Source organism: Neisseria sicca (genome assembly GCF_003044565.1).
In the GTDB taxonomy this organism is placed as follows: Bacteria; Pseudomonadota; Gammaproteobacteria; order Burkholderiales; family Neisseriaceae; genus Neisseria; species Neisseria sicca_A.
Genome location: NZ_POXG01000002.1, coordinates 204296 through 221920 on the forward strand (window position 1 = coordinate 204296; position 17625 = coordinate 221920).

The 17625-nt window shown below is 52.3% G+C and carries 17 protein-coding genes; 11 read left to right on the plus strand and 6 right to left on the minus strand.

Going from position 1 to position 17625, the window contains the following annotated elements; genetic code table 11:
• Window positions 1-230 precede the first annotated feature (230 nt).
• Window positions 231-1328, plus strand: coding sequence for a histone deacetylase family protein (locus DBZ16_RS05570; protein WP_107813253.1), 1098 nt, complete (start codon window positions 231-233; stop codon window positions 1326-1328).
• A 150-nt stretch (window positions 1329-1478) separates the two neighbouring features.
• Here the strand turns inward: DBZ16_RS05570 and rpmG are convergent, their stop codons facing one another.
• The 3 genes from rpmG to DBZ16_RS05590 all read right to left on the minus strand — a co-directional run bounded on the left by rpmG (window position 1479) and on the right by DBZ16_RS05590 (window position 3554).
• Window positions 1479-1634, minus strand: coding sequence for a 50S ribosomal protein L33 (rpmG, locus tag DBZ16_RS05575; RefSeq protein ID WP_003684373.1), 156 nt, complete (start codon window positions 1632-1634; stop codon window positions 1479-1481).
• 28 nt (window positions 1635-1662) lie between these two features.
• Complete coding sequence (rpmB, locus tag DBZ16_RS05580; protein WP_002216391.1) at window positions 1663-1896, minus strand: 50S ribosomal protein L28; 234 nt, start codon at window positions 1894-1896, stop codon at window positions 1663-1665.
• Window positions 1897-2231: 335 nt separating this feature from the next.
• Complete coding sequence (locus DBZ16_RS05590) at window positions 2232-3554, minus strand: M23 family metallopeptidase (RefSeq protein ID WP_003776564.1); 1323 nt, start codon at window positions 3552-3554, stop codon at window positions 2232-2234.
• Between the two features lie 354 nt (window positions 3555-3908).
• On the opposite strand from DBZ16_RS05590, the gene DBZ16_RS05595 reads away from it, so the two are divergent.
• Together DBZ16_RS05595 and ribF are read left to right on the plus strand one after the other, a co-directional pair.
• Entirely contained in the window at window positions 3909-4889 is a 981-nt protein-coding gene (locus DBZ16_RS05595; RefSeq protein ID WP_107813255.1) for a hypothetical protein, read from the plus strand.
• An 88-nt stretch (window positions 4890-4977) separates the two neighbouring features.
• Window positions 4978-5910, plus strand: a complete 933-nt coding sequence (gene ribF / locus DBZ16_RS05600; protein ID WP_107813256.1) for a bifunctional riboflavin kinase/FAD synthetase — start codon at window positions 4978-4980, stop codon at window positions 5908-5910.
• 294 nt (window positions 5911-6204) lie between these two features.
• Here the strand turns inward: ribF and DBZ16_RS05605 are convergent, their stop codons facing one another.
• Entirely contained in the window at window positions 6205-6492 is a 288-nt protein-coding gene (locus DBZ16_RS05605; protein ID WP_167390266.1) for a late embryogeneis abundant protein, read from the minus strand.
• Between the two features lie 255 nt (window positions 6493-6747).
• On the opposite strand from DBZ16_RS05605, the gene DBZ16_RS05610 reads away from it, so the two are divergent.
• On the plus strand, window positions 6748-7806 hold the full coding sequence (locus tag DBZ16_RS05610) for an AI-2E family transporter (RefSeq protein WP_107813257.1): 1059 nt from the start codon (window positions 6748-6750) through the stop codon (window positions 7804-7806).
• 791 nt (window positions 7807-8597) lie between these two features.
• Window positions 8598-8741 (plus strand): hypothetical protein, encoded by a 144-nt coding sequence (locus DBZ16_RS14865; protein ID WP_159070304.1) that lies wholly within the window; start codon window positions 8598-8600, stop codon window positions 8739-8741.
• Between the two features lie 146 nt (window positions 8742-8887).
• Here DBZ16_RS14865 and DBZ16_RS05620 read toward each other — a convergent pair whose 3' ends face one another.
• The gene (locus DBZ16_RS05620; RefSeq protein ID WP_107813258.1) at window positions 8888-10453 is read right to left on the minus strand and encodes a SulP family inorganic anion transporter; all 1566 of its coding nucleotides are present in this window, start codon (window positions 10451-10453) and stop codon (window positions 8888-8890) included.
• A 117-nt stretch (window positions 10454-10570) separates the two neighbouring features.
• Window positions 10571-11245 carry a carbonic anhydrase gene (locus DBZ16_RS05625; RefSeq protein ID WP_107813259.1) on the minus strand — a complete coding sequence of 225 codons (675 nt, stop codon included), beginning with the start codon at window positions 11243-11245 and terminating at the stop codon, window positions 10571-10573.
• 381 nt (window positions 11246-11626) lie between these two features.
• Between DBZ16_RS05625 and DBZ16_RS05630 the strand changes: the two genes are divergently transcribed.
• From DBZ16_RS05630 to DBZ16_RS05660, 6 genes are all read left to right on the plus strand, one after another.
• Window positions 11627-12868: an aromatic amino acid transporter gene (locus DBZ16_RS05630; RefSeq protein WP_107813260.1), complete on the plus strand. Its 1242-nt coding sequence runs from the start codon at window positions 11627-11629 to the stop codon at window positions 12866-12868.
• Window positions 12869-12969: 101 nt separating this feature from the next.
• Window positions 12970-13434, plus strand: a complete 465-nt coding sequence (locus DBZ16_RS05635; RefSeq protein ID WP_107813261.1) for a cell surface protein — start codon at window positions 12970-12972, stop codon at window positions 13432-13434.
• Window positions 13431-14009 (plus strand): D-glycero-beta-D-manno-heptose 1,7-bisphosphate 7-phosphatase, encoded by a 579-nt coding sequence (gene gmhB, locus DBZ16_RS05640; RefSeq protein ID WP_049230207.1) that lies wholly within the window; start codon window positions 13431-13433, stop codon window positions 14007-14009. Before DBZ16_RS05635 ends, gmhB begins: the two co-directional genes overlap by 4 nt.
• Window positions 14010-14092: 83 nt before the next feature.
• Window positions 14093-14827, plus strand: coding sequence for a lysophospholipid acyltransferase family protein (locus DBZ16_RS05645; protein WP_107813262.1), 735 nt, complete (start codon window positions 14093-14095; stop codon window positions 14825-14827).
• 30 nt (window positions 14828-14857) lie between these two features.
• Window positions 14858-15553 carry a M48 family metallopeptidase gene (locus DBZ16_RS05650; protein WP_107813263.1) on the plus strand — a complete coding sequence of 232 codons (696 nt, stop codon included), beginning with the start codon at window positions 14858-14860 and terminating at the stop codon, window positions 15551-15553.
• A 555-nt stretch (window positions 15554-16108) separates the two neighbouring features.
• Complete coding sequence (locus DBZ16_RS05660) at window positions 16109-17509, plus strand: L-serine ammonia-lyase (RefSeq protein WP_049222663.1); 1401 nt, start codon at window positions 16109-16111, stop codon at window positions 17507-17509.
• Window positions 17510-17625 lie beyond the last annotated feature (116 nt).

Consider the following 17625-nt stretch of genomic DNA (forward strand, 5'->3'; position numbering starts at 1 on the left):
ATTCGTCCGTTTTCTAAGAGATTAAAATTAAGTAAAACACCGCTTGCGGCAGAAAAAAGCATTGGTACAGCCGCAAAATTAAGCTATTCTAAAGGTCGTCTGAAAAATTTCCAAGCCTTTCCCTATTTATTAACCATATTTATCATGTCAGGTCGTCTGAAAATGAAGTTTCAACGACATTCAAAACCTGACTCCTTCCCACCAACGACAGGCCCCGCGCCCTTTTCCTCATGAAAAAACTCATTCGACGACTGCGTACGCGCCTACGCCGCCTTTTGGGTAAAAATGCGCGCACGGTCTGGATTTCTCATCCCGTTTTTGCGCAACACCAACCCGGTGCAGGTCATCCCGACTCACCCGAACGCACTGCCGTTATCGAGGCGGAACTCAAACGCCAGGATATTTGGCGGCATCTGCAAACTGCCGAAGCCGAAGAAATCAGCGATGCCCGCCTCGCCTTGGTTCATCCGCGCAAATACCTGCGCTCACTCGAAGCCTGCCTACCCCAGCCGGACAAAATCTACCGTCTCGACGGCGACACCGTCATGAGTCATGGTTCGCTCAAAGCTGCCCGTCACGCCGCAGGTGCTGTCGTTCAGGCGGTGGACATGGTAATGAATAAGAAAGCATGGCACGCCTTTTGCGCCATCCGCCCCCCCGGACACCACGCACACAGCGACAAAGCCGGCGGTTTCTGCCTACTGAACAATGTCGCCGCAGGTGTCATGCACGCCATCGCCGAATATCGACTCCAACGCATCGCCGTCATCGACTTTGACGTCCATTACGGCGACGGCACAGCGGAAATCTTCAAAGACGATCCGCGCGTCCTGTTTATGAACCTTTTTGAAACCGACCTCTTCCCATTCCCTGAAACCAACCATTCTGCCAACAGCACCAATATGTTGCACCTGCCTTTTGCATCCAATACCGGCAGCCGCGTCTTTCGTACCACCGTACGCGAACAATGGTTGAACAAACTGACCTCATTCAAACCCGAACTGGTCTTCCTGTCCGCAGGTTTCGACGGACACAAACAAGACGAAACAGGTCGTCTGAACTTGCACGAAGCCGATTTCGCTTGGTTGACACACAAAATCATCCAAGCCGCTCCAAGTTGTCCCGGCAGAATCGTTTCCGTACTGGAAGGCGGCTACACGCTCGAGCCTTTGGCAAAATCCGCTGCAGCCCATATCGGTGTCTTAGCAGGATTACCCAAAGCGGACTATGTTGCTGCCTATCAAAAGCATTTGAAACGTGGGCAAAAGAAAGAAAATACAGGCACTGTAAGCACCAAAGGTCGTCTGAAAACAGAAATCAGGTTCTAACTTGGTTTAAGGCACACTTTAGAAATATGAATAAATCGGTCTAATCGATCCGAACGTTCAACGCTTTCGACCTTGACACTAAATCAGATATGGCAAACCAAGAAAAAAACCTCTGTCAGACAGAGGTTTTTTATTTTTTCAGAAACCGGATTATTTCAATTTGGTTTCTTTGTAGATAACGTGTTTACGGGCAACAGGGTCAAATTTTTTGATTTCCAGTTTGCCGGGCATAGTGCGTTTGTTTTTGGTAGTGGTGTAGAAGTGACCAGTACCTGCACTTGACTCCAGTTTGATTTTATCGCGCATTGCAGTAATCCTTAATTAACAGTTTAAATTAAGCTTCGCCGCGAGCACGCAAATCAGCCAATACGACATCAATGCCTACTTTATCAATGGTACGCAATGCAGCGTTAGAAACGCGCAGGCGAACCCAGCGGTTTTCACTTTCTACCCAGAAACGACGTGATTGCAAGTTAGGCAAAAAACGACGTTTGGTTTTGTTGTTGGCGTGTGATACGTTGTTGCCAGACATCGGGCGCTTACCGGTCACTTTGCAAACTCGTGCCATGGTTAGTCTCCAAACTTCTAAAATAGTAAAACGTGATTTATACCATAAAAAGCAGCGTTCATTCAAGCTGTTTGATGAAAAAACGATTGTTTTCGAGAATGAGCCTCTCCAATGTTGTTTTCAGGGAACGCTGTTTCTTAAAACGTAATGGGTGCGAATTATAGCGGATTTTTCCATCGAATACATTTATTTATCCCCCCTCCCCCAGCAATATCAAGCATGGGGCAAAAGCAAGTTGTAAAAATGTTGATGCAGATAGTCCGTATCAATTCCACCAAACATCAAAAAAGGTCGTCTGAAATTTTTCAGACGACCTTTTTTTCAAGCAAATCCCATCAGTCCAACTGTGCAACGGATACCGGCAAACCGCGTATTGCGGCAAGCATGGTATTGGCAGTTTTCTGCTGTTGGCGGAACGCTGCCATATTGGTAGGCGTCAGTTTCGGAGTCGGCAATGCAACTGTCGTCGGATTGACCGGCTGACCGTTCACGCGTGCTTCGTAGTGGAGGTGCGGGCCGGTCGAGCGTCCGCTTGTACCGACGAAGCCAATCACTTCGCCTGCCCGGACATTACCTTCCGCCGGCGTAAATGCACTCATGTGGCCATAAAGTGTCTCGACGCCATTAGAGTGTCTAATCATGACGGTATTACCATAACCGCCTTTCCAGCCTTTGAAGGTAATCACACCGTCGGCAGAGGCTTTAATCGGTGTGCCTGTTGGTGCGGCATAGTCAATACCTGTATGCATACGGACGGTATGCAAGACGGGGTGAACTCGGTAGCCAAACGGCGAGGAAATACGGGTATAGACAACCGGCTCGATGTTGAATCCCTCTTTCTGCTGGAGCGATTTACCGTTTTGATCATAATAGCTGCCGCTCTCTTCGTCGCCTTTGCCTTGGCTGTAATAATAAGCCTGATAGGTTTTTCCGCCTTTGACAATTTCAGCCGCCAGAATATCGCCGGTACCCATTTGCTGGCCGCGGAAATACATATTGTTGTACAGAAGACGCACAACATCGCCTTCCTGCAATTCTTCCAAACTCAATACGTCAGAGAAAATTTCGCTTAGCGACTCGCGGATTTCAACCGGTATTTCAGCCTGCGCCATCGCGCCGCGTGCGGAAGTTCGCACAACAATAGAGCGCAAAGTCGGCATGACTTTCATGTCTACTTCAGAAGTAGACAGCTGCCATTTGCCTTTGACTTTTTCCAACGCGACAAGGTTTCGTTCCAATTCTTCATCGGTAAAGAATTGCACGTCCGTTACCTGACCTGATGAATCGACACGGATGTTGACGGATTGGTTGGCGCGCAAATGCTGCATATTTTGATCTGCGCTGTTTTTCGCCATGATTTGTTTGATGTCGGTCTGCGCTACGCCCATACGCGCCAAAACGTCGGCAAGGGAGTCGCCCTGTTGGACAACTTCCTGCGCCCAATAGCTGGACTGGAAATTATTGGTTTCAACATAAACGGCGGGCAATTCCTCAGAAATCCGCTCCAACGCAATGCCTTGAGGATTGGAAACCGGCTCAGTGACCGCATAGGCAGTCATTACTCCTGACACAGGCAGCAGGATGCCCAACAACGACCAACGTACGGGTTTGTTGTGCCAGAAACGGCGCATGAATGAAAATCGAGTTGTTTTAGTCACGCATTATCCTTCGATGCGGTAATAATCACTCTACCACCGCATTTCTTATGTCATTTGAAATTATTGAGTTTAATTGTTTATCTTATCAACCGTGTTTACGGTCTCTCCCAGACAATATATATACCAAGTGAATAAAATAAACAATCAAATTTACTCAGAACCGAGCATGATTATCGGGGCTATTCTTTTGATTTACACCCCTTTTTTCTGAAATTTACGAGAACTTGATTATAACATATGCACACTTCCAACTCAAAAACGCTATCCATCATCCTGCCTGATAATGACATTGGTTATTTTGAGTATGTTGTATTTTCTCGCGTAAAATAAGCTTTTTCCGTTCTGACGACTGCCATGAATCTGACGCTTGCCCTCCCCTCTCTCAACCGTCAAAAAGATGAGACACTTCCTCCTCTCCCGCTTCCTGCGTTTAACCAAATCTTGCGATATGGATTATTACATAAACAAGAAATGAAGCCGTCTGATTTTTATCGCCGATATTTATGGAAGGGAAGCTTGTTGGCGCAAGTCAAAGAGCTGATGGGGATTTCACCGCATCAGGCGGCTGCGTTTGCCAGCCCGATATGGCAGCAAATGGGATTGCACCAAGTCAGCGTAGTCAACGGCGAACATCTGCACATCACTAAAGAAGAAGCGGCTCAATTATGTTTGGAGCTGTCTGAGTTTTACAGCAAAGAAGGTTGGCAGTTTTTAGCGGTACGTCCTGATTTATGGTTGCTCACTCTGCCATCGGAATGCGATTGGGGGATTGCGCCGGTCTTGGATATCTACGGGCAAATCGGATCGGCTGACCAAGCGAATGGAAAAGATACTTTGCAATGGCTGGGAATGCAGACTGAAATTCAAATGTGGCTGCATCAACACCCACTCAACACCGTCCGCATTCAAAACGATACACCCGCAATCAACGGCCTTTGGCTGTGGCAGGATTTGACGGGGCTGCGTTCTGCGGACTTAATCGCTTCCGACAGCATCTGGGCGCAATTTTCAGACGACCTCAGCTTGGATGCGCCTTATGATTTTCAGGCTTGGCTGGATGCGGTTGATGAATCGGGTATTCGCCCTGCCAACCCTGTTATCTTTCTAGACGACTTGGCAATTACGGAACAAACGGGCGATATTCAGACATACCAAGAGATTTTAGAAAGTTGGGAAACCCGCTGGTTTGCCCCACTTTGGCAGGCAGTCTCTGAAGGTCGTCTGAAAAAACTATCTATCAGTACCGACGGAGAAAACGGTGGCACTTTACACATCACGCCGTTTTCAAAATGGAAATTCTGGCACCCGAAAAAAACATTTACCGGCAGATGGTGACGAGCCCGCACTACCTCGCCGCCCTGTTTATAGAAACACCAATAACGTTTACAATACGCGACCATTCCACTACTCGCACCAACCGCCCATGAAAATCCGACTCGGTCAGCACAATGCACCTGATTTTCCGCAAGGAGCGACCGTCACCATCGGTAATTTCGACGGCGTACACCTCGGTCACAAACACATTCTGCAAAAACTCAAAAACGAAGCCGATTCGCGCAACCTTCCCGTTATCGTCGTCATTTTCGAGCCTCAACCCAAAGAATTTTTCTCCCGAAAAGCAGGCTTTACGCCCCCATGCCGCATTGCTCCCTTGCGCACCAAACTCGAGCTTCTGCGCGATACCGGCTGCATCGACGCCGTATGGGTGTTACGCTTCAGTCAAGACTTCGCCAACATGAGCGCACAGGATTTCATCGACAAACTGCTGCGCCAAACACTCCACACCCGCTACCTGCTTATCGGTGACGATTTCCGCTTCGGCGCAGGACGCGAAGGCTGTTTCGACTTATTAAAGCAGCAAAGCGATATACAAACCGAGCGCACACCTTCCGTCATCGTCGAAGACATCCGCACCAGCAGCACGGCCGTGCGCAACGCCTTGACAGACGGCAACTTGGCGTACGCAAAAAAGCTTTTGGGTCACGATTATGTTTTGAGCGGCAAAGTCAAACACGGCAAAAAACTCGGCAGAACCATCAACGCCCCCACCGCCAACATCCAACTTCCGCCCCACCGCTATCCCCTGCGCGGCGTATTCGTCGTCGAAGCAGACGGCGCATTCGGCACACGGCGCGGCGTTGCCAGCTTCGGTCTCAACCCGACCGTCAGCAACAACAATTCGCAAAAACTCGAAGTCCATTTATTCGATTTCGACGGCAATCTCTACGGTCAACGTTTGAAAGTGCGCTTCCTACACAAGCTGCGTGACGAACAAAAATTCAGCGATATCGAAACATTAAAACGTCAAATCGAACAAGATATAGAAGACGCAAAGAAATGGCAGCAAGCGTATTGAAAATATAGTGGATTAACTTTAAACCAGTACGGTGTTGCCTCGCCTTGCCGTACTATCTGTACTGTCTGCGGCTTCGTCGCCTTGTCCTGATTTAAATTTAATCCACTATATAGCCACAATCACCAGATACGAATTGAAAAAGGTCGTCTGAAAATCTTTTCAGACGACCTTTTTCCCAATATGCAGACATCAGCCTGCGAGATTTCTAATGGCCTAAATTCAAAAAGGACGACAGCCGTCAAAACGGTGCGCGGGAGCAGAATCCCTCTTTTAATTCAGTCCACTATATCCTACTTATTTAGCAGCAGGAGCCTGTTCTTGGGCGGCAGCAGGTGCAGTTTCGGTAGTAGTTTTACCTTGCTCGGTCAGCGGGCTAGTAGCTTCAGCTTCCGGTGCAACAGTCTCAGCAGCTTTGTCTTGTTTCAGATCGTTGGCTTGTTTTTTAGCTTTGTTGGCTTTTTTGTGAACATGTCCTGCTTTAGTAGCGGCTTTACCGGAAGCAGGTTGAGCCATAGCCACAGGAGCAGCGATCAAACCGGCAGAAACAAGAACGAGAGAGGTCAATTTAGACAATGTTTTCATGTGTAATATCCTTTCGGGAAATTTGTCTGATAAAATAATTCCGTCAAATGCCAAATGGCAATTTGCGTAAAAACAACCGCATAACTACTTGGTGCGATTGAGTTTTTATTGTAACGGTTTGTTTGTAAACCGAAGTCAGGTCAAGCGAAATTGAAATAAAGTTTCAAAAGGCGGGTTAACCCCCTTGTCCTGCTTTATTAATCGCACCTCATAGCTTGATTGTTTAAATTTATATATTTCATGGCATTACATCCAATGATTTTCGAACATTCCCGCTTTCGCAATGCATCCTACATCTTGATGGGGCTTGCCCTGTTTGTGGTGCTGTACTTCCACTTTTTGCCCCTTTTGCTCGCCGTCATCCTAACCTACGTCTTCATCACCAAGACCAACGGTCTGATTCTTTGGTTGCGCCGCCGTATGCTCACGCGCAATACGTTTCTGCACAAATCGCTCAACGCGCGCAATATCAACCTGATTTCGACCACGCTGACGATAGGCATCGTATTGACGGTTATCCTATTGATGTCGCTAGGGATTTACCACCTGATTCACGGCGGGCATATCCCCGTGATGCTGACCAAGCTGGCGGCGATTTTGGAAGACACGAAAAACAGCAGCAGCCTGCCGCCATCGATTTTGAACATGCTGCCCAACAATACCGCCGAAATCAAAGCCTCTGCGGTCAAATTGATTGAAGAATACAGCGCCGCGCTGACGCGCATCAGCAAAAACAGCTTCACCTCGTTCGTGTACATCCTTATCGGCATCATCATCGGCGCGATGCTCAGTTTCCACCGCCTCAATATGCGCAAAAACCGCCGCAAAATGCCGCCCTTCAAGGCAGAGCTGGTGCGGCGGATTGTGAACTTCGAAACCAGCTTCGAACGCGTGTTTCTGGCACAGGTCAAAATCTCGCTGATCGATACCGCTCTGACGGGCGTGTACCTTTATCTGATCCTGCCGCTTTTCGGCGTGGAGTTGCCGTTTAAACTAACCGTGTTGGTTATCGCCTTCATCGTCGGGCTGATTCCCGTCGCAGGCAACCTGATTTCCAACACCATCATTATCATCTTGAGCCTCGGCGCGTCTTTATATGTGGCGGTCGCCTCGCTGGTGTTTCTGGTCGTCATCCACAAGCTCGAATACTTCCTGAACGCGAAAATCATCGGTTCGGAAATCGAATCAAGCGCATGGGAACTGCTGGTGGCAATGGTCGTATTCGAACGGATTTTTGGCGTCGGCGGCATCATCGTCGCGCCGGTTTATTATGCGTATCTGAAGAATGAATTGAAACAGCAAAAGCTGATTTGAGTGTTGACGCGGTAATATGGAAAGGTCGTCTGAAATCTATTTTCAGACGACCTTTTGATTTGTTTTTCATAGGATTCTCGCGGGCAAAGCCCACGAATCCTGTCGTATTGAGGCGATAATGGATTTAAAGTATCAGAATGCAGAAAGGTCGTCTGAAAAACCCGAAATAAGTTTTTTTCAGACGACCTTTTTCAGTTACAGCAACCTTATCCCTTCCCCCGTCTAGTGAGGGGAAGGTTAGGATGGGGGGTAGGCTTGCAGATATACGGCATAAAGGACAAGAGCCACCCTCTCCCCAACCCTCTCCCGCCAGACGGGAGAGGGGGGGCGGATTACTGAATACCGCCGTTACTGTTTTTTAGTATCGTATTGAGGCGATAATGGATTTAGAGTATCGGAATGCAACGAGGTCGTCTGAAAATCCCCCAAATAGGTTTTTCAGACGACCTCTTTCAGTTACAGCAACCTTATCCCTTCCCCCTATCCGGCGGGGGAAGGTTAGGATGGGGGTAGGCTTGCAGATATACGGCATAAAGGACAAGAGCCACCCTCTCCCCACCCCTCTCCCGCCAGACGGGAGAGGGGGCGGATTACTGAATGCCGCCGTTACTGTTTTTTAGTATCGTATTGAGGCGAGAATGGATTTAGAGTATCGGAATGCAACGAGGTCGTCTGAAAATCCCCAAAACAGGTTTTTCAGACGACCTCTTTCAGTTACAGCAACCTAATCCCTTCCCCCGTCTGGCGGGGGAAGGTTAGGATGGGGGTGGCTTACGGATATACGGCATAAGGTGCAAAGCCCCTCTTCCGACTCCTCTTCCACCAAACATGAGAAGGGGCGGATTCTCGTGGGCAAAGCCCACGCTACGGTTATCCCACAAATCAACACAACACCTCCCGCTATGGGCTTTCCACCAACTTTAGGCATTGCCTAACAGCGTAGCGTGGGCTTTGCCCGCGAATCCTATCGTATTGAAGCGATAATGGATTTATAGTTTCGGAATACAAAAAGGTCGTCTGAAAATCCCCAAACAGGTTTTTCAGACGACCTTTTCTTCTCCTACGAATTCCAACCCGACTTCTAAATACTCGCGCTATGCCCCACCCGCACATGGCTGTGGTGGTCGCGGCCTTCGTGGTCGTAGTCGGATTTGAAGCCTTTGAGTACAACGTCTATGTCGTTTTCCTTGGCAAAGACGTTGGCGAAGTCTTCAATCAGTTCCAATACGTCGCCGGCGATGTAGGACGAGCGTTCGGCGTTGATGGTTACTTTCGAACCCGGACGGATGTTTTTCAGGGTTTTCTTGATGGCGGCTTTGTTCAGGAACGAGACTTCTTCCGCCAGTTCCAAGCTGATTTCGTCGGCTTCGGCGAGTTCTTCGCGGCTGAGGTAGTAGGCGCGTTTCATGTTGCCCTGAAGGATGAAGATGATGCTGATGGCCAGCCCGATGCCGACGCCTTTGAGCAGGTCGAGCGCGACGACGGCGACGAGGGTGGCGGCGAAGGGGATGAACTGGTACAACCCTTTATGCCAGAAATGCAGGAGAGTGGCGGGTTTCGCCAGTTTGTAGCCCACCAGCAGCAAGACGGCGGCGAGGGTGGACAAGGGGATGATATTGAGGATAAAGGGAATCGCCAAAACGCACACCAGCAACAGGACGCCGTGGATAACGGCAGACAGTTTGTGCGTCGCACCTGCATTGGCGTTGGCGGACGAGCGCACGACGACGGAGGTGATGGGCAGGCCGCCGATAAGCGAGCTGACGATGTTGCCTGCGCCCTGCGCGCGCAATTCGCGGTTGGTGTCGGTGATGCGGCGGCGGGTGTCGAGGCGGTCGGCGGCTTCGATGCAGAGCAGGGTTTCAATCGAGGCGACGATGGCGATGGTGATGCCGGTCATCCAAACGTAGCTGTTGCCGAAACCTGAAAAGTTGGGCAGCGTGAGCATACCTGCGGCTTCGCGCCATGTGTCGGGAACGGGCAGTTGGACGAGTTGTCCGGCGGGAATGGCAAGGCTGCTGCCGCTGGCAATAAACCATTGGTTCATCAGTATCCCTGCGCCCACGGCAACCAGCGCGGCGGGCAGGGCTTTGATGTTTTTCAACGCGGGGATTTTGTCCCATACGATTAGGATGGCCATCGACACGCCCGCTACCAAAAGGGAGCCTGTATGGATGTCGGCGAACAGGGCGGCAGGGTCGGCGAGGCTGCCGCTGCTGCCCAAGGCAAACGGAATCTGTTTCATGACGATAATCACGCCGATGCCCGCCAACATGCCTTCGATAACGGACACGGGGATGTATTCGGCAAGGCTGCCGGCGCGGATAAAGCCGAGTAAAAGCTGGATGGCACCGGCAATTAAACCCGCGCACAGAAACAGCTCGAACGAACCGAGTTCGGTAATCGCGGCAAGGATAATCGCCGCCAAGCCCGCGGCAGGGCCGGAAACGCTGATGTGCGAAGTGCTGAGGGAACCGATGACGATGCCGCCGACGATGCCCGCCAATACACCGGATAACGGCGGCGCGCCGGAAGCTAGCGCGATGCCGAGGCACAACGGCAGGGCGACGAGGAAGACGACCAGTCCGGAAGCGAAATTAGACTTAAACAGGCTGCCCAAAGGCTGTTTTTTCTGATGGGGTTTCATGGTGAGGGGTACTCCTGATGTGTGTGTTTTTGTATTTGATAGGATTGGGGCAAATCAAGGTCGTCTGAAAAGTCAGAATGCTTGTCCAAACTGCATTTTCAGACGACCTCCGAGCCATCAACCCACTTTCTTACGCGCGTTGACCACCCATTCTGAATCGGTGAGGTCGTAGATTTTTTGAATGTCGGCGAGGATGTTTTTGAAGTCGATATTCAAATCGATAAGGCCGCCGGTGCGCAGGTCGAAGACCCAGCCGTGCACAATCGGGTAGCCGTCGAGCAGGTAACGCTCCTGCACGCACGCCATTTTGATGACGTTGAGGCACTGCTCCTGTACGTTCAATTCGACCAAGCGGTCGTAGCGCAGATGTTCGTCTTCGATTGCGTCCAGTTCTTCCTGATGCAGGCGGTACACGTCGCGGATGTTGCGCAGCCACGGATTCATCGCGCCCAAATCTTCGGGCAGCATCGCCGCTTTGATGCCGCCGCAGTTGTAATGGCCGCAGATGATGATGTGTTTGACTTTCAGATGCGAGACGGCGTATTCGATGGCGGAAGCGGCATTCATGTCCAAACCGTGAACAAGGTTGGCAACGTTGCGGTGTACAAACACGTCGCCCGGTTCAAAACCCATCAACTCTTCCGCCGCGACGCGGCTGTCGGAGCAGCCAATGTAGAGGTATTCGGGATTTTGTCCGTCGGCGAGGTCTTTGAAGTAATCGGGGCATTGCTGCCTCTTCGTTTCCTGCCATTTGCGGTTGTTTTCAAAAATGACTTCGTATGATTGGCTCATGCGGGCTTCCTTTCTGCTTGATGTGTCGTATGTTTTTTGTTATCGCACCCTGTTTCGGATGCGACCTCTGTAAGGGTTGCGCATTCTAGGAAGGCAAAATTAGAGAAAAATTAGCCATAAAATGCCGTATAAATATGTAAATACAGCATTTTCAAGCAAGAGGTCGTCTGAAAACCCTTTTTCAACCCAATCGGACAAAAAAAGGAGAAACCGCAGTTTCTCCCTATCTTTCAAAAAATTAAATCGTCCTCATCCACACGCCGCCGCCCCGTCCGAAAAGTTCCCTACTGCCTATCATGCCCCTGCAATTTTCAGACGACCTCCTTACCAATCCTTACACTTTACGGCATAATGGCGGACTGTTTTTCCGAGGAGAATTCCATGTCCGTCAAAACCCCGTCGCTATTCGGCGGCGCCATGATTATCGCCGGTACGGTTATCGGCGCAGGTATGCTTGCCAACCCGACCGCCACCTCCGGCGTTTGGTTTACAGGCTCGCTGATTGTGTTGCTCTACACTTGGTTTTCCATGCTCTCCAGCGGTCTGATGATATTGGAAGTCAACACCCACTATCCGCACGGCGCGAGCTTCGACACCATGGTCAAAGACCTGCTCGGACCGACTTGGAACGCCATCAACGGCATCGCCGTCGCCTTCGTTTTATACCTGCTCACCTACGCCTACATCTTCGTCGGCGGTGACTTGACCGCCAAAGGGCTGGGCAGCACGTTCGGTGTAAACATCCCTCTGACCGTCGGACAACTCGCCTTCTTCCTGATTTTCGCCACCTGCGTGTGGGCATCCGCCCGCCTGGTAGACCGTTTCACCTCCATCCTCATCGGCGGCATGGTGCTGACTTTCATCTGGGCGACCGGCGGGCTGATTGCCGATGTCAAACTGCCCGTCCTCTTCGACACCCAAGCCCCCGCAGGCACCAGCTACTGGATTTACGCCGCTACCGCCCTACCCGTCTGCCTCACGTCCTTCGGCTTCCACGGCAACGTCTCCAGCCTGCTCAAATACTTTAAAGGCGATGCGCGCAAAGTCGCCAAATCCATTTGGGCAGGTACGTTGGTCGCGCTGGTGATTTACGTCCTGTGGCAAATCGCCATCCAAGGCAACTTGCCGCGCAGCGAGTTCGCCCCCGTGATTGCCGCCGAAGGGAAAGTCTCCGTCCTCATCGAAGCCCTGTCCAAGTTCACACAAACCGGCAGCATGGACAAAGTGTTGACCCTCTTCTCCTATATGGCGATTGCCACTTCCTTCCTCGGCGTAACGCTCGGCCTGTTTGACTACATCGCCGACATCTTCAAATGGAACGACAGCGTGTCCGGCCGCACCAAAACCGCCGCCCTCACCTTCCTGCCGCCCCTGATTTTCTGTCTGTTGTATCCAACAGGCTTCGTTACCGCCATCGGCTACGTCGGTCTGGCGGCAACCATTTGGACTGGCATCATCCCCGCCATGCTGCTCTACCGTTCGCGCCAAAAATTCGGCGCAGGTAAAAACTACAAGATTTACGGCGGATTCGGACTGATGGTTTGGGTTTTCCTCTTCGGCGTCATCAACATCGCCGCTCAGATATTGAGCCAAATGGAACTCGTTCCCGTGTTCAAAGGCTGACAATCAACTACCCCAAGAGGTCGTCTGAAAACAGATTTCAGACGACCTCTCCCGTTTTCCGTTACAATAAACACCCTCCGAATCACAGCACACAACCGTCCATGTACGACAACATCCGCTTCCACCTAGACGAAGAATATCCCGAAGGACTGCCGTCCGAGAACGCCGCCACGCATATCGGCATGTACTGGATATGGGCGGCGCAGGCAGGGCTGGCGAATCCCGTTTGGCAAACCGCTCCTGAAAGCGCGGAAGATTTCGCCAATATGCTCAAAGGCAGAACCAGCGGCCGCCGCTTCCTGCTCAAACACATGGACGGCGCGCTTACGCCCGACGACTTCACCGAACAAGGGCAGAAATTCACCTCCTACTACTACGACAATGAAGAAGACGGCTACGGTGCATTTTTAGAAGACTACGTCCGCACCCTCGATACCCCGTCGCTCGGCGGCTTCTACCACGTCCCCAACACCCCCGAAATCTACAAACGCCTCAAACCCGTTTTCCAAGCAGCGTTTGAGCAATGGAAAAACCATTTGGAATCCCCTGTCGGAGAGCAACAGTGAAACTCATCATCCTCGACCGCGACGGCGTCATCAACCAAGACCGCGACGACTTCGTCAAATCCGTAGACGAATGGATACCCATCGAAGGCAGCATGGACGCCATCGCCTTCCTGACGCAGGCAGGCTACAACATCGCCATCGCCACCAACCAATCCGGCATTGGACGCAAATATTTTACCGTCCAAGACCTGACCGAAATGCACGCAAAAATGCACCGCCTTGTGCGTCAGGCAGGCGGCGAAATCGACGGCATCTGGTTCTGCCCGCACACCGCCGCCGACAACTGCGACTGCCGCAAACCCAAGCCCGGCATGGTTTACGACATCCTTGAACGCTTCAAAGCCAACCCTGCCGAAACCTGGCTGGTCGGCGACAGCCTGCGCGATCTGCAAGCCATGCACGAAGCGGGCGGCAAAACCGCGCTCGTCCTGACCGGCAAAGGCAAAAAAACCCTGTCGCAACAGGAAAAAGAATTGCCCGAAAACACCCAAATTTTCGACAACCTGCTCGCCTTCTCCCAATACATCATGCACGAAACCGCACAAGATTGTGCAGACGGACAGGCAAACCCATAAATACACGAGGTCGTCTGAAACCCTGTTTTGCCCCGTTTCAAGCCCGAACAAGATTTCAGACGACCCATCCGACAGGTAAAAACATGCTCCTCATCCGCAACCTGACCTACTGGTTCATCCTCAGCACCAGCCTGATTTTACTTTTCCCCTTCATGCTCCTCGCCCTGCCCGTCCAAGGCGGCGCGCACAAAATGGCGCAAATCTGGGTACGCATCCTCAACTGGTCGCTCAAACACATCATCGGACTCAAATACCACCTTATCGGTGCCGAAAACATCCCCGACCGCCCTTCCATCATCTGCGCCAAACACCAAAGCGGCTGGGAAACCCTCGCCCTGCAAGAAATCTTCCCGCCGCAGGTTTACGTCGCCAAACGCGAGCTGTTCAAAATCCCCTTTTTCGGCTGGGGTCTGAAACTCGTCAAAACCATAGGCATAGACCGCAGCAACAGCCGCGAAGCCAACAAACAGCTGATGGAACAAGGCATGGCGCGCAAAAACGAAGGCTACTGGATCACCATCTTCCCCGAAGGCACACGCCTGCCGCCCGGCGAAAAAGGCCGCTACAAACTCGGCGGCGCGCGCATGGCGAAAATGTTTGAAATGGACATCGTCCCCGTCTCCCTCAACAGCGGCGAATTTTGGCCGAAAAATTCCTTCCTCAAACACCCCGGCACCATCACCGTCGTCATCCACCCCGTTATCCCCCACAGCAGCGGGACGGAGGTCGAATTGATGGCGGAATGCGAAAAACGGATTGAAACGCAACAACCCCTGATTGAAGGAAAAGGACCGTTTGCCGTCGCAAAGGTCGTCTGAAAACGCATCTCCTCGACACCAGCCCAATCCATGCCCCAACACTACGCCCACACCCTTTCTGACGGTCAGTCCATCCGAATCCGACTCCTACGCAGCGCCAAGAAAAACCTCATCCTGCGCCCCGTATCACACGACACCGTCAGTATCAACGTTCCCCCATTTATCAACCATCGCTTTCTCGCCCAATGGCTGACCGACAACGAACCCCTGCTGCGCCGCACCCTCGCCAAAACCCCGACCGCCGCCGCATCCGCCGACACCCTCCCCGAATGGATTTGGTATCAAGGTGTTCAGACGACCCTGTCCGTCCACAGCGGCAGCCACATCCAAATCAGGTCGTCTGAAATCCTACTGCCCGACAAAGAACCCGCCACCCAACTGACCCACCTGCGCCGCTTCCTGCACGAACGCGCCGGCGAATACCTGCTGCCGCGCCTCGAACACCATGCCCGCGCCACCGCCCTCATTCCCGCCGCGACCGCCCTCTCCAACGCCAAAACCTTCTGGGGCGTCTGCCGCCACACCACCGGCATCCGCCTCAACTGGCGGCTCATCGGCGCACCCGATTACGTCGCAGACTACATCTGCATCCACGAACTCTGCCACCTGCCCCACCCCGACCACAGCCCGCAATTTTGGGCAACCGTCAACCGCCTCACCCCGCACACCCAAGCCGCCGAAAAATGGCTGAAAGCCCACGGGCGCGAATTGTTTACATTAGGCTGAACCGTACAACGTGCCGATACACCAAGGTCGTCAGAAACCCTGTTTTGCCCTGTTTCAAGCACAAACAAGGTTTCAGACGACCTCATCGATTCTTTCTACGCTCGGCAAACCACACAAATCCGTTATAGTGGATTAACAAAAACCAGGACAAGGCGACGAAGCCGCAGACAGTACAGATAGTACGGAACCGATTCACTTGGTGCTTCAGCACCTTAGAGAATCGTTCTCTTTGAGCTAAGGCGAGGCAACGCCGTACTGGTTTAAATTTAATCCACTATACAAACCATCTTCCCCACTATCCGCCCACCCTGCAAAGCAGGATAATGCCGTATACTTTTGCGACAGCAAGAGTGCGTGGTATTAGCCGAAGAAGAATCTTTCAGACGACCTTGTACGCAACGGCAGCATTGTTCATCATCCGTCCGACAAAAAAGGCTAAAATACGCAGACTTTCAATCGCTTAAAACACCCGACAAACCAACAACAGCAGACACGCAACTCGACCGGTTTTTGCGCCAACATCAGCACGCTAGCCAACATCAGGGAAAACACATCATGATCAGCATTTTCGACATTTTCAAAATCGGCATCGGTCCTTCCAGCTCCCACACCGTCGGCCCTATGAAAGCCGCCGCCGCCTTTTCAGACGACCTCAAACAATCAGGGCTGGACGTACAAACCGAACGCATCGTCATCGACATTTACGGCTCGCTGGCTCTGACAGGGCGCGGACACGGCACATTCGACGCCCTTCTGCTCGGCTTGGAAGGCAGCCTGCCACACGACATCCCCCTCGCCGACATCCCCGACCGTCTCGAACGCATCCGCACGCAACACATCCTCCGCCTCAACGGACGCGAAATCAGCTTCACCCCCGACCGCGACCTGAACATACGCGGCGACCAAGTGTTGCCTAAACACCCGAACGGGCTGAATTTCACCGCCTACGGCAAAGACGGCGGCAAACTCAAAGAACAAATTTACTACTCCGTCGGCGGCGGCTTTATCGTTACCGATCAAGAGTTTGACCAACAAGCCGAACAAACGCGCCAAGTCCCCTACCCCTACACCAGCTGCGCCGAACTGCTCGCCCAATGCCGCATGAACCAGCTCGACATTTCCGAAGCCGTATTGGCAAACGAAGCCGCGCTTGTCGGTTGCAGCGAAGCCGAAATCCGCCGCCGCGTCGCCGGCGTTGCCGACGTTATGGAAGGCTGCATCAAACGCGGGCTGGCAGCGGACGGCGAACTACCCGGCGGCTTGAACGTCCGCCGCCGCGCCCCGCAGCTTGCCGCCAAACTCAAAGCCCTGCGCGAAACCGAAATCGTCAACACCCAACTTTGGCCGATGGTTTACGCCATGGCAGTCAACGAAGAAAACGCCGCCGGCGGACGCGTTGTGACCGCCCCAACCAACGGTGCCGCCGGCATCATCCCCGCCGTTCTGCACTACTTCCGCAAGTTCAACCCGCACGCCACACAAGAGCGCGTCGAAAATTTCCTGCTCACCGCAGGCGCCATCGGCATCCTCTACAAAACCAACGCCTCCATCTCCGGCGCAGACGTAGGCTGCCAAGGCGAAGTCGGCGTCGCCTGCTCGATGGCGGCGGGTGCATACGCCGAAGTCATCGGCGGCACGCCCAAACAAGTGGAAAACGCCGCCGAAATGGCGATGGAACACCATTTGGGCCTGACCTGCGACCCCGTCGGCGGATTGGTGCAAATCCCCTGCATCGAACGCAACGGCATCGCCGCCGAAAAAGCCCTAAAACTCGGCACCCTCGCCCTGCTGGAAGACGGCACGGACAAAAAAGTCTCGCTCGACGAAGTCATCCAAACCATGCTGCAGACAGGGCGCGACATGAAGTCCACCTACAAAGAAACCTCGCTTGCCGGACTCGCCATCACCCTCCAGAAAAAAGCCGTCCCCGTCTCCGTCCGCGTTGTGGAATGTTGAAAACGGAGCAGACAAAAAGGTCGTCTGAACATTTTGTTTTTCAGACGACCTTTTGTTTGACTCGATTCATTTTATAGTGGATTAACAAAAATCAGGACAAGGCGACGAAGCCGCAG

What these genes read in the sequence shown, in the direction of transcription:
- DBZ16_RS05605 (WP_167390266.1), bottom strand. Translation starts at nt 6,492, where the DNA reads ATGAAAACATTGTCTAAATTGACCTCTCTCGTTCTTGTTTCTGCCGGT.
- DBZ16_RS05610 (WP_107813257.1), top strand. Translation starts at nt 6,748, where the DNA reads ATGATTTTCGAACATTCCCGCTTTCGCAATGCATCCTACATCTTGATG.
- ribF (WP_107813256.1), top strand. Translation starts at nt 4,978, where the DNA reads ATGAAAATCCGACTCGGTCAGCACAATGCACCTGATTTTCCGCAAGGA.
- DBZ16_RS05635 (WP_107813261.1), top strand. Translation starts at nt 12,970, where the DNA reads ATGTACGACAACATCCGCTTCCACCTAGACGAAGAATATCCCGAAGGA.
- rpmG (WP_003684373.1), bottom strand. Translation starts at nt 1,634, where the DNA reads ATGCGCGATAAAATCAAACTGGAGTCAAGTGCAGGTACTGGTCACTTC.
- DBZ16_RS05595 (WP_107813255.1), top strand. Translation starts at nt 3,909, where the DNA reads ATGAATCTGACGCTTGCCCTCCCCTCTCTCAACCGTCAAAAAGATGAG.
- DBZ16_RS05660 (WP_049222663.1), top strand. Translation starts at nt 16,109, where the DNA reads ATGATCAGCATTTTCGACATTTTCAAAATCGGCATCGGTCCTTCCAGC.
- DBZ16_RS05650 (WP_107813263.1), top strand. Translation starts at nt 14,858, where the DNA reads ATGCCCCAACACTACGCCCACACCCTTTCTGACGGTCAGTCCATCCGA.
- DBZ16_RS05570 (WP_107813253.1), top strand. Translation starts at nt 231, where the DNA reads ATGAAAAAACTCATTCGACGACTGCGTACGCGCCTACGCCGCCTTTTG.
- rpmB (WP_002216391.1), bottom strand. Translation starts at nt 1,896, where the DNA reads ATGGCACGAGTTTGCAAAGTGACCGGTAAGCGCCCGATGTCTGGCAAC.
- DBZ16_RS05645 (WP_107813262.1), top strand. Translation starts at nt 14,093, where the DNA reads ATGCTCCTCATCCGCAACCTGACCTACTGGTTCATCCTCAGCACCAGC.
- DBZ16_RS05620 (WP_107813258.1), bottom strand. Translation starts at nt 10,453, where the DNA reads ATGAAACCCCATCAGAAAAAACAGCCTTTGGGCAGCCTGTTTAAGTCT.
- DBZ16_RS05625 (WP_107813259.1), bottom strand. Translation starts at nt 11,245, where the DNA reads ATGAGCCAATCATACGAAGTCATTTTTGAAAACAACCGCAAATGGCAG.
- DBZ16_RS05630 (WP_107813260.1), top strand. Translation starts at nt 11,627, where the DNA reads ATGTCCGTCAAAACCCCGTCGCTATTCGGCGGCGCCATGATTATCGCC.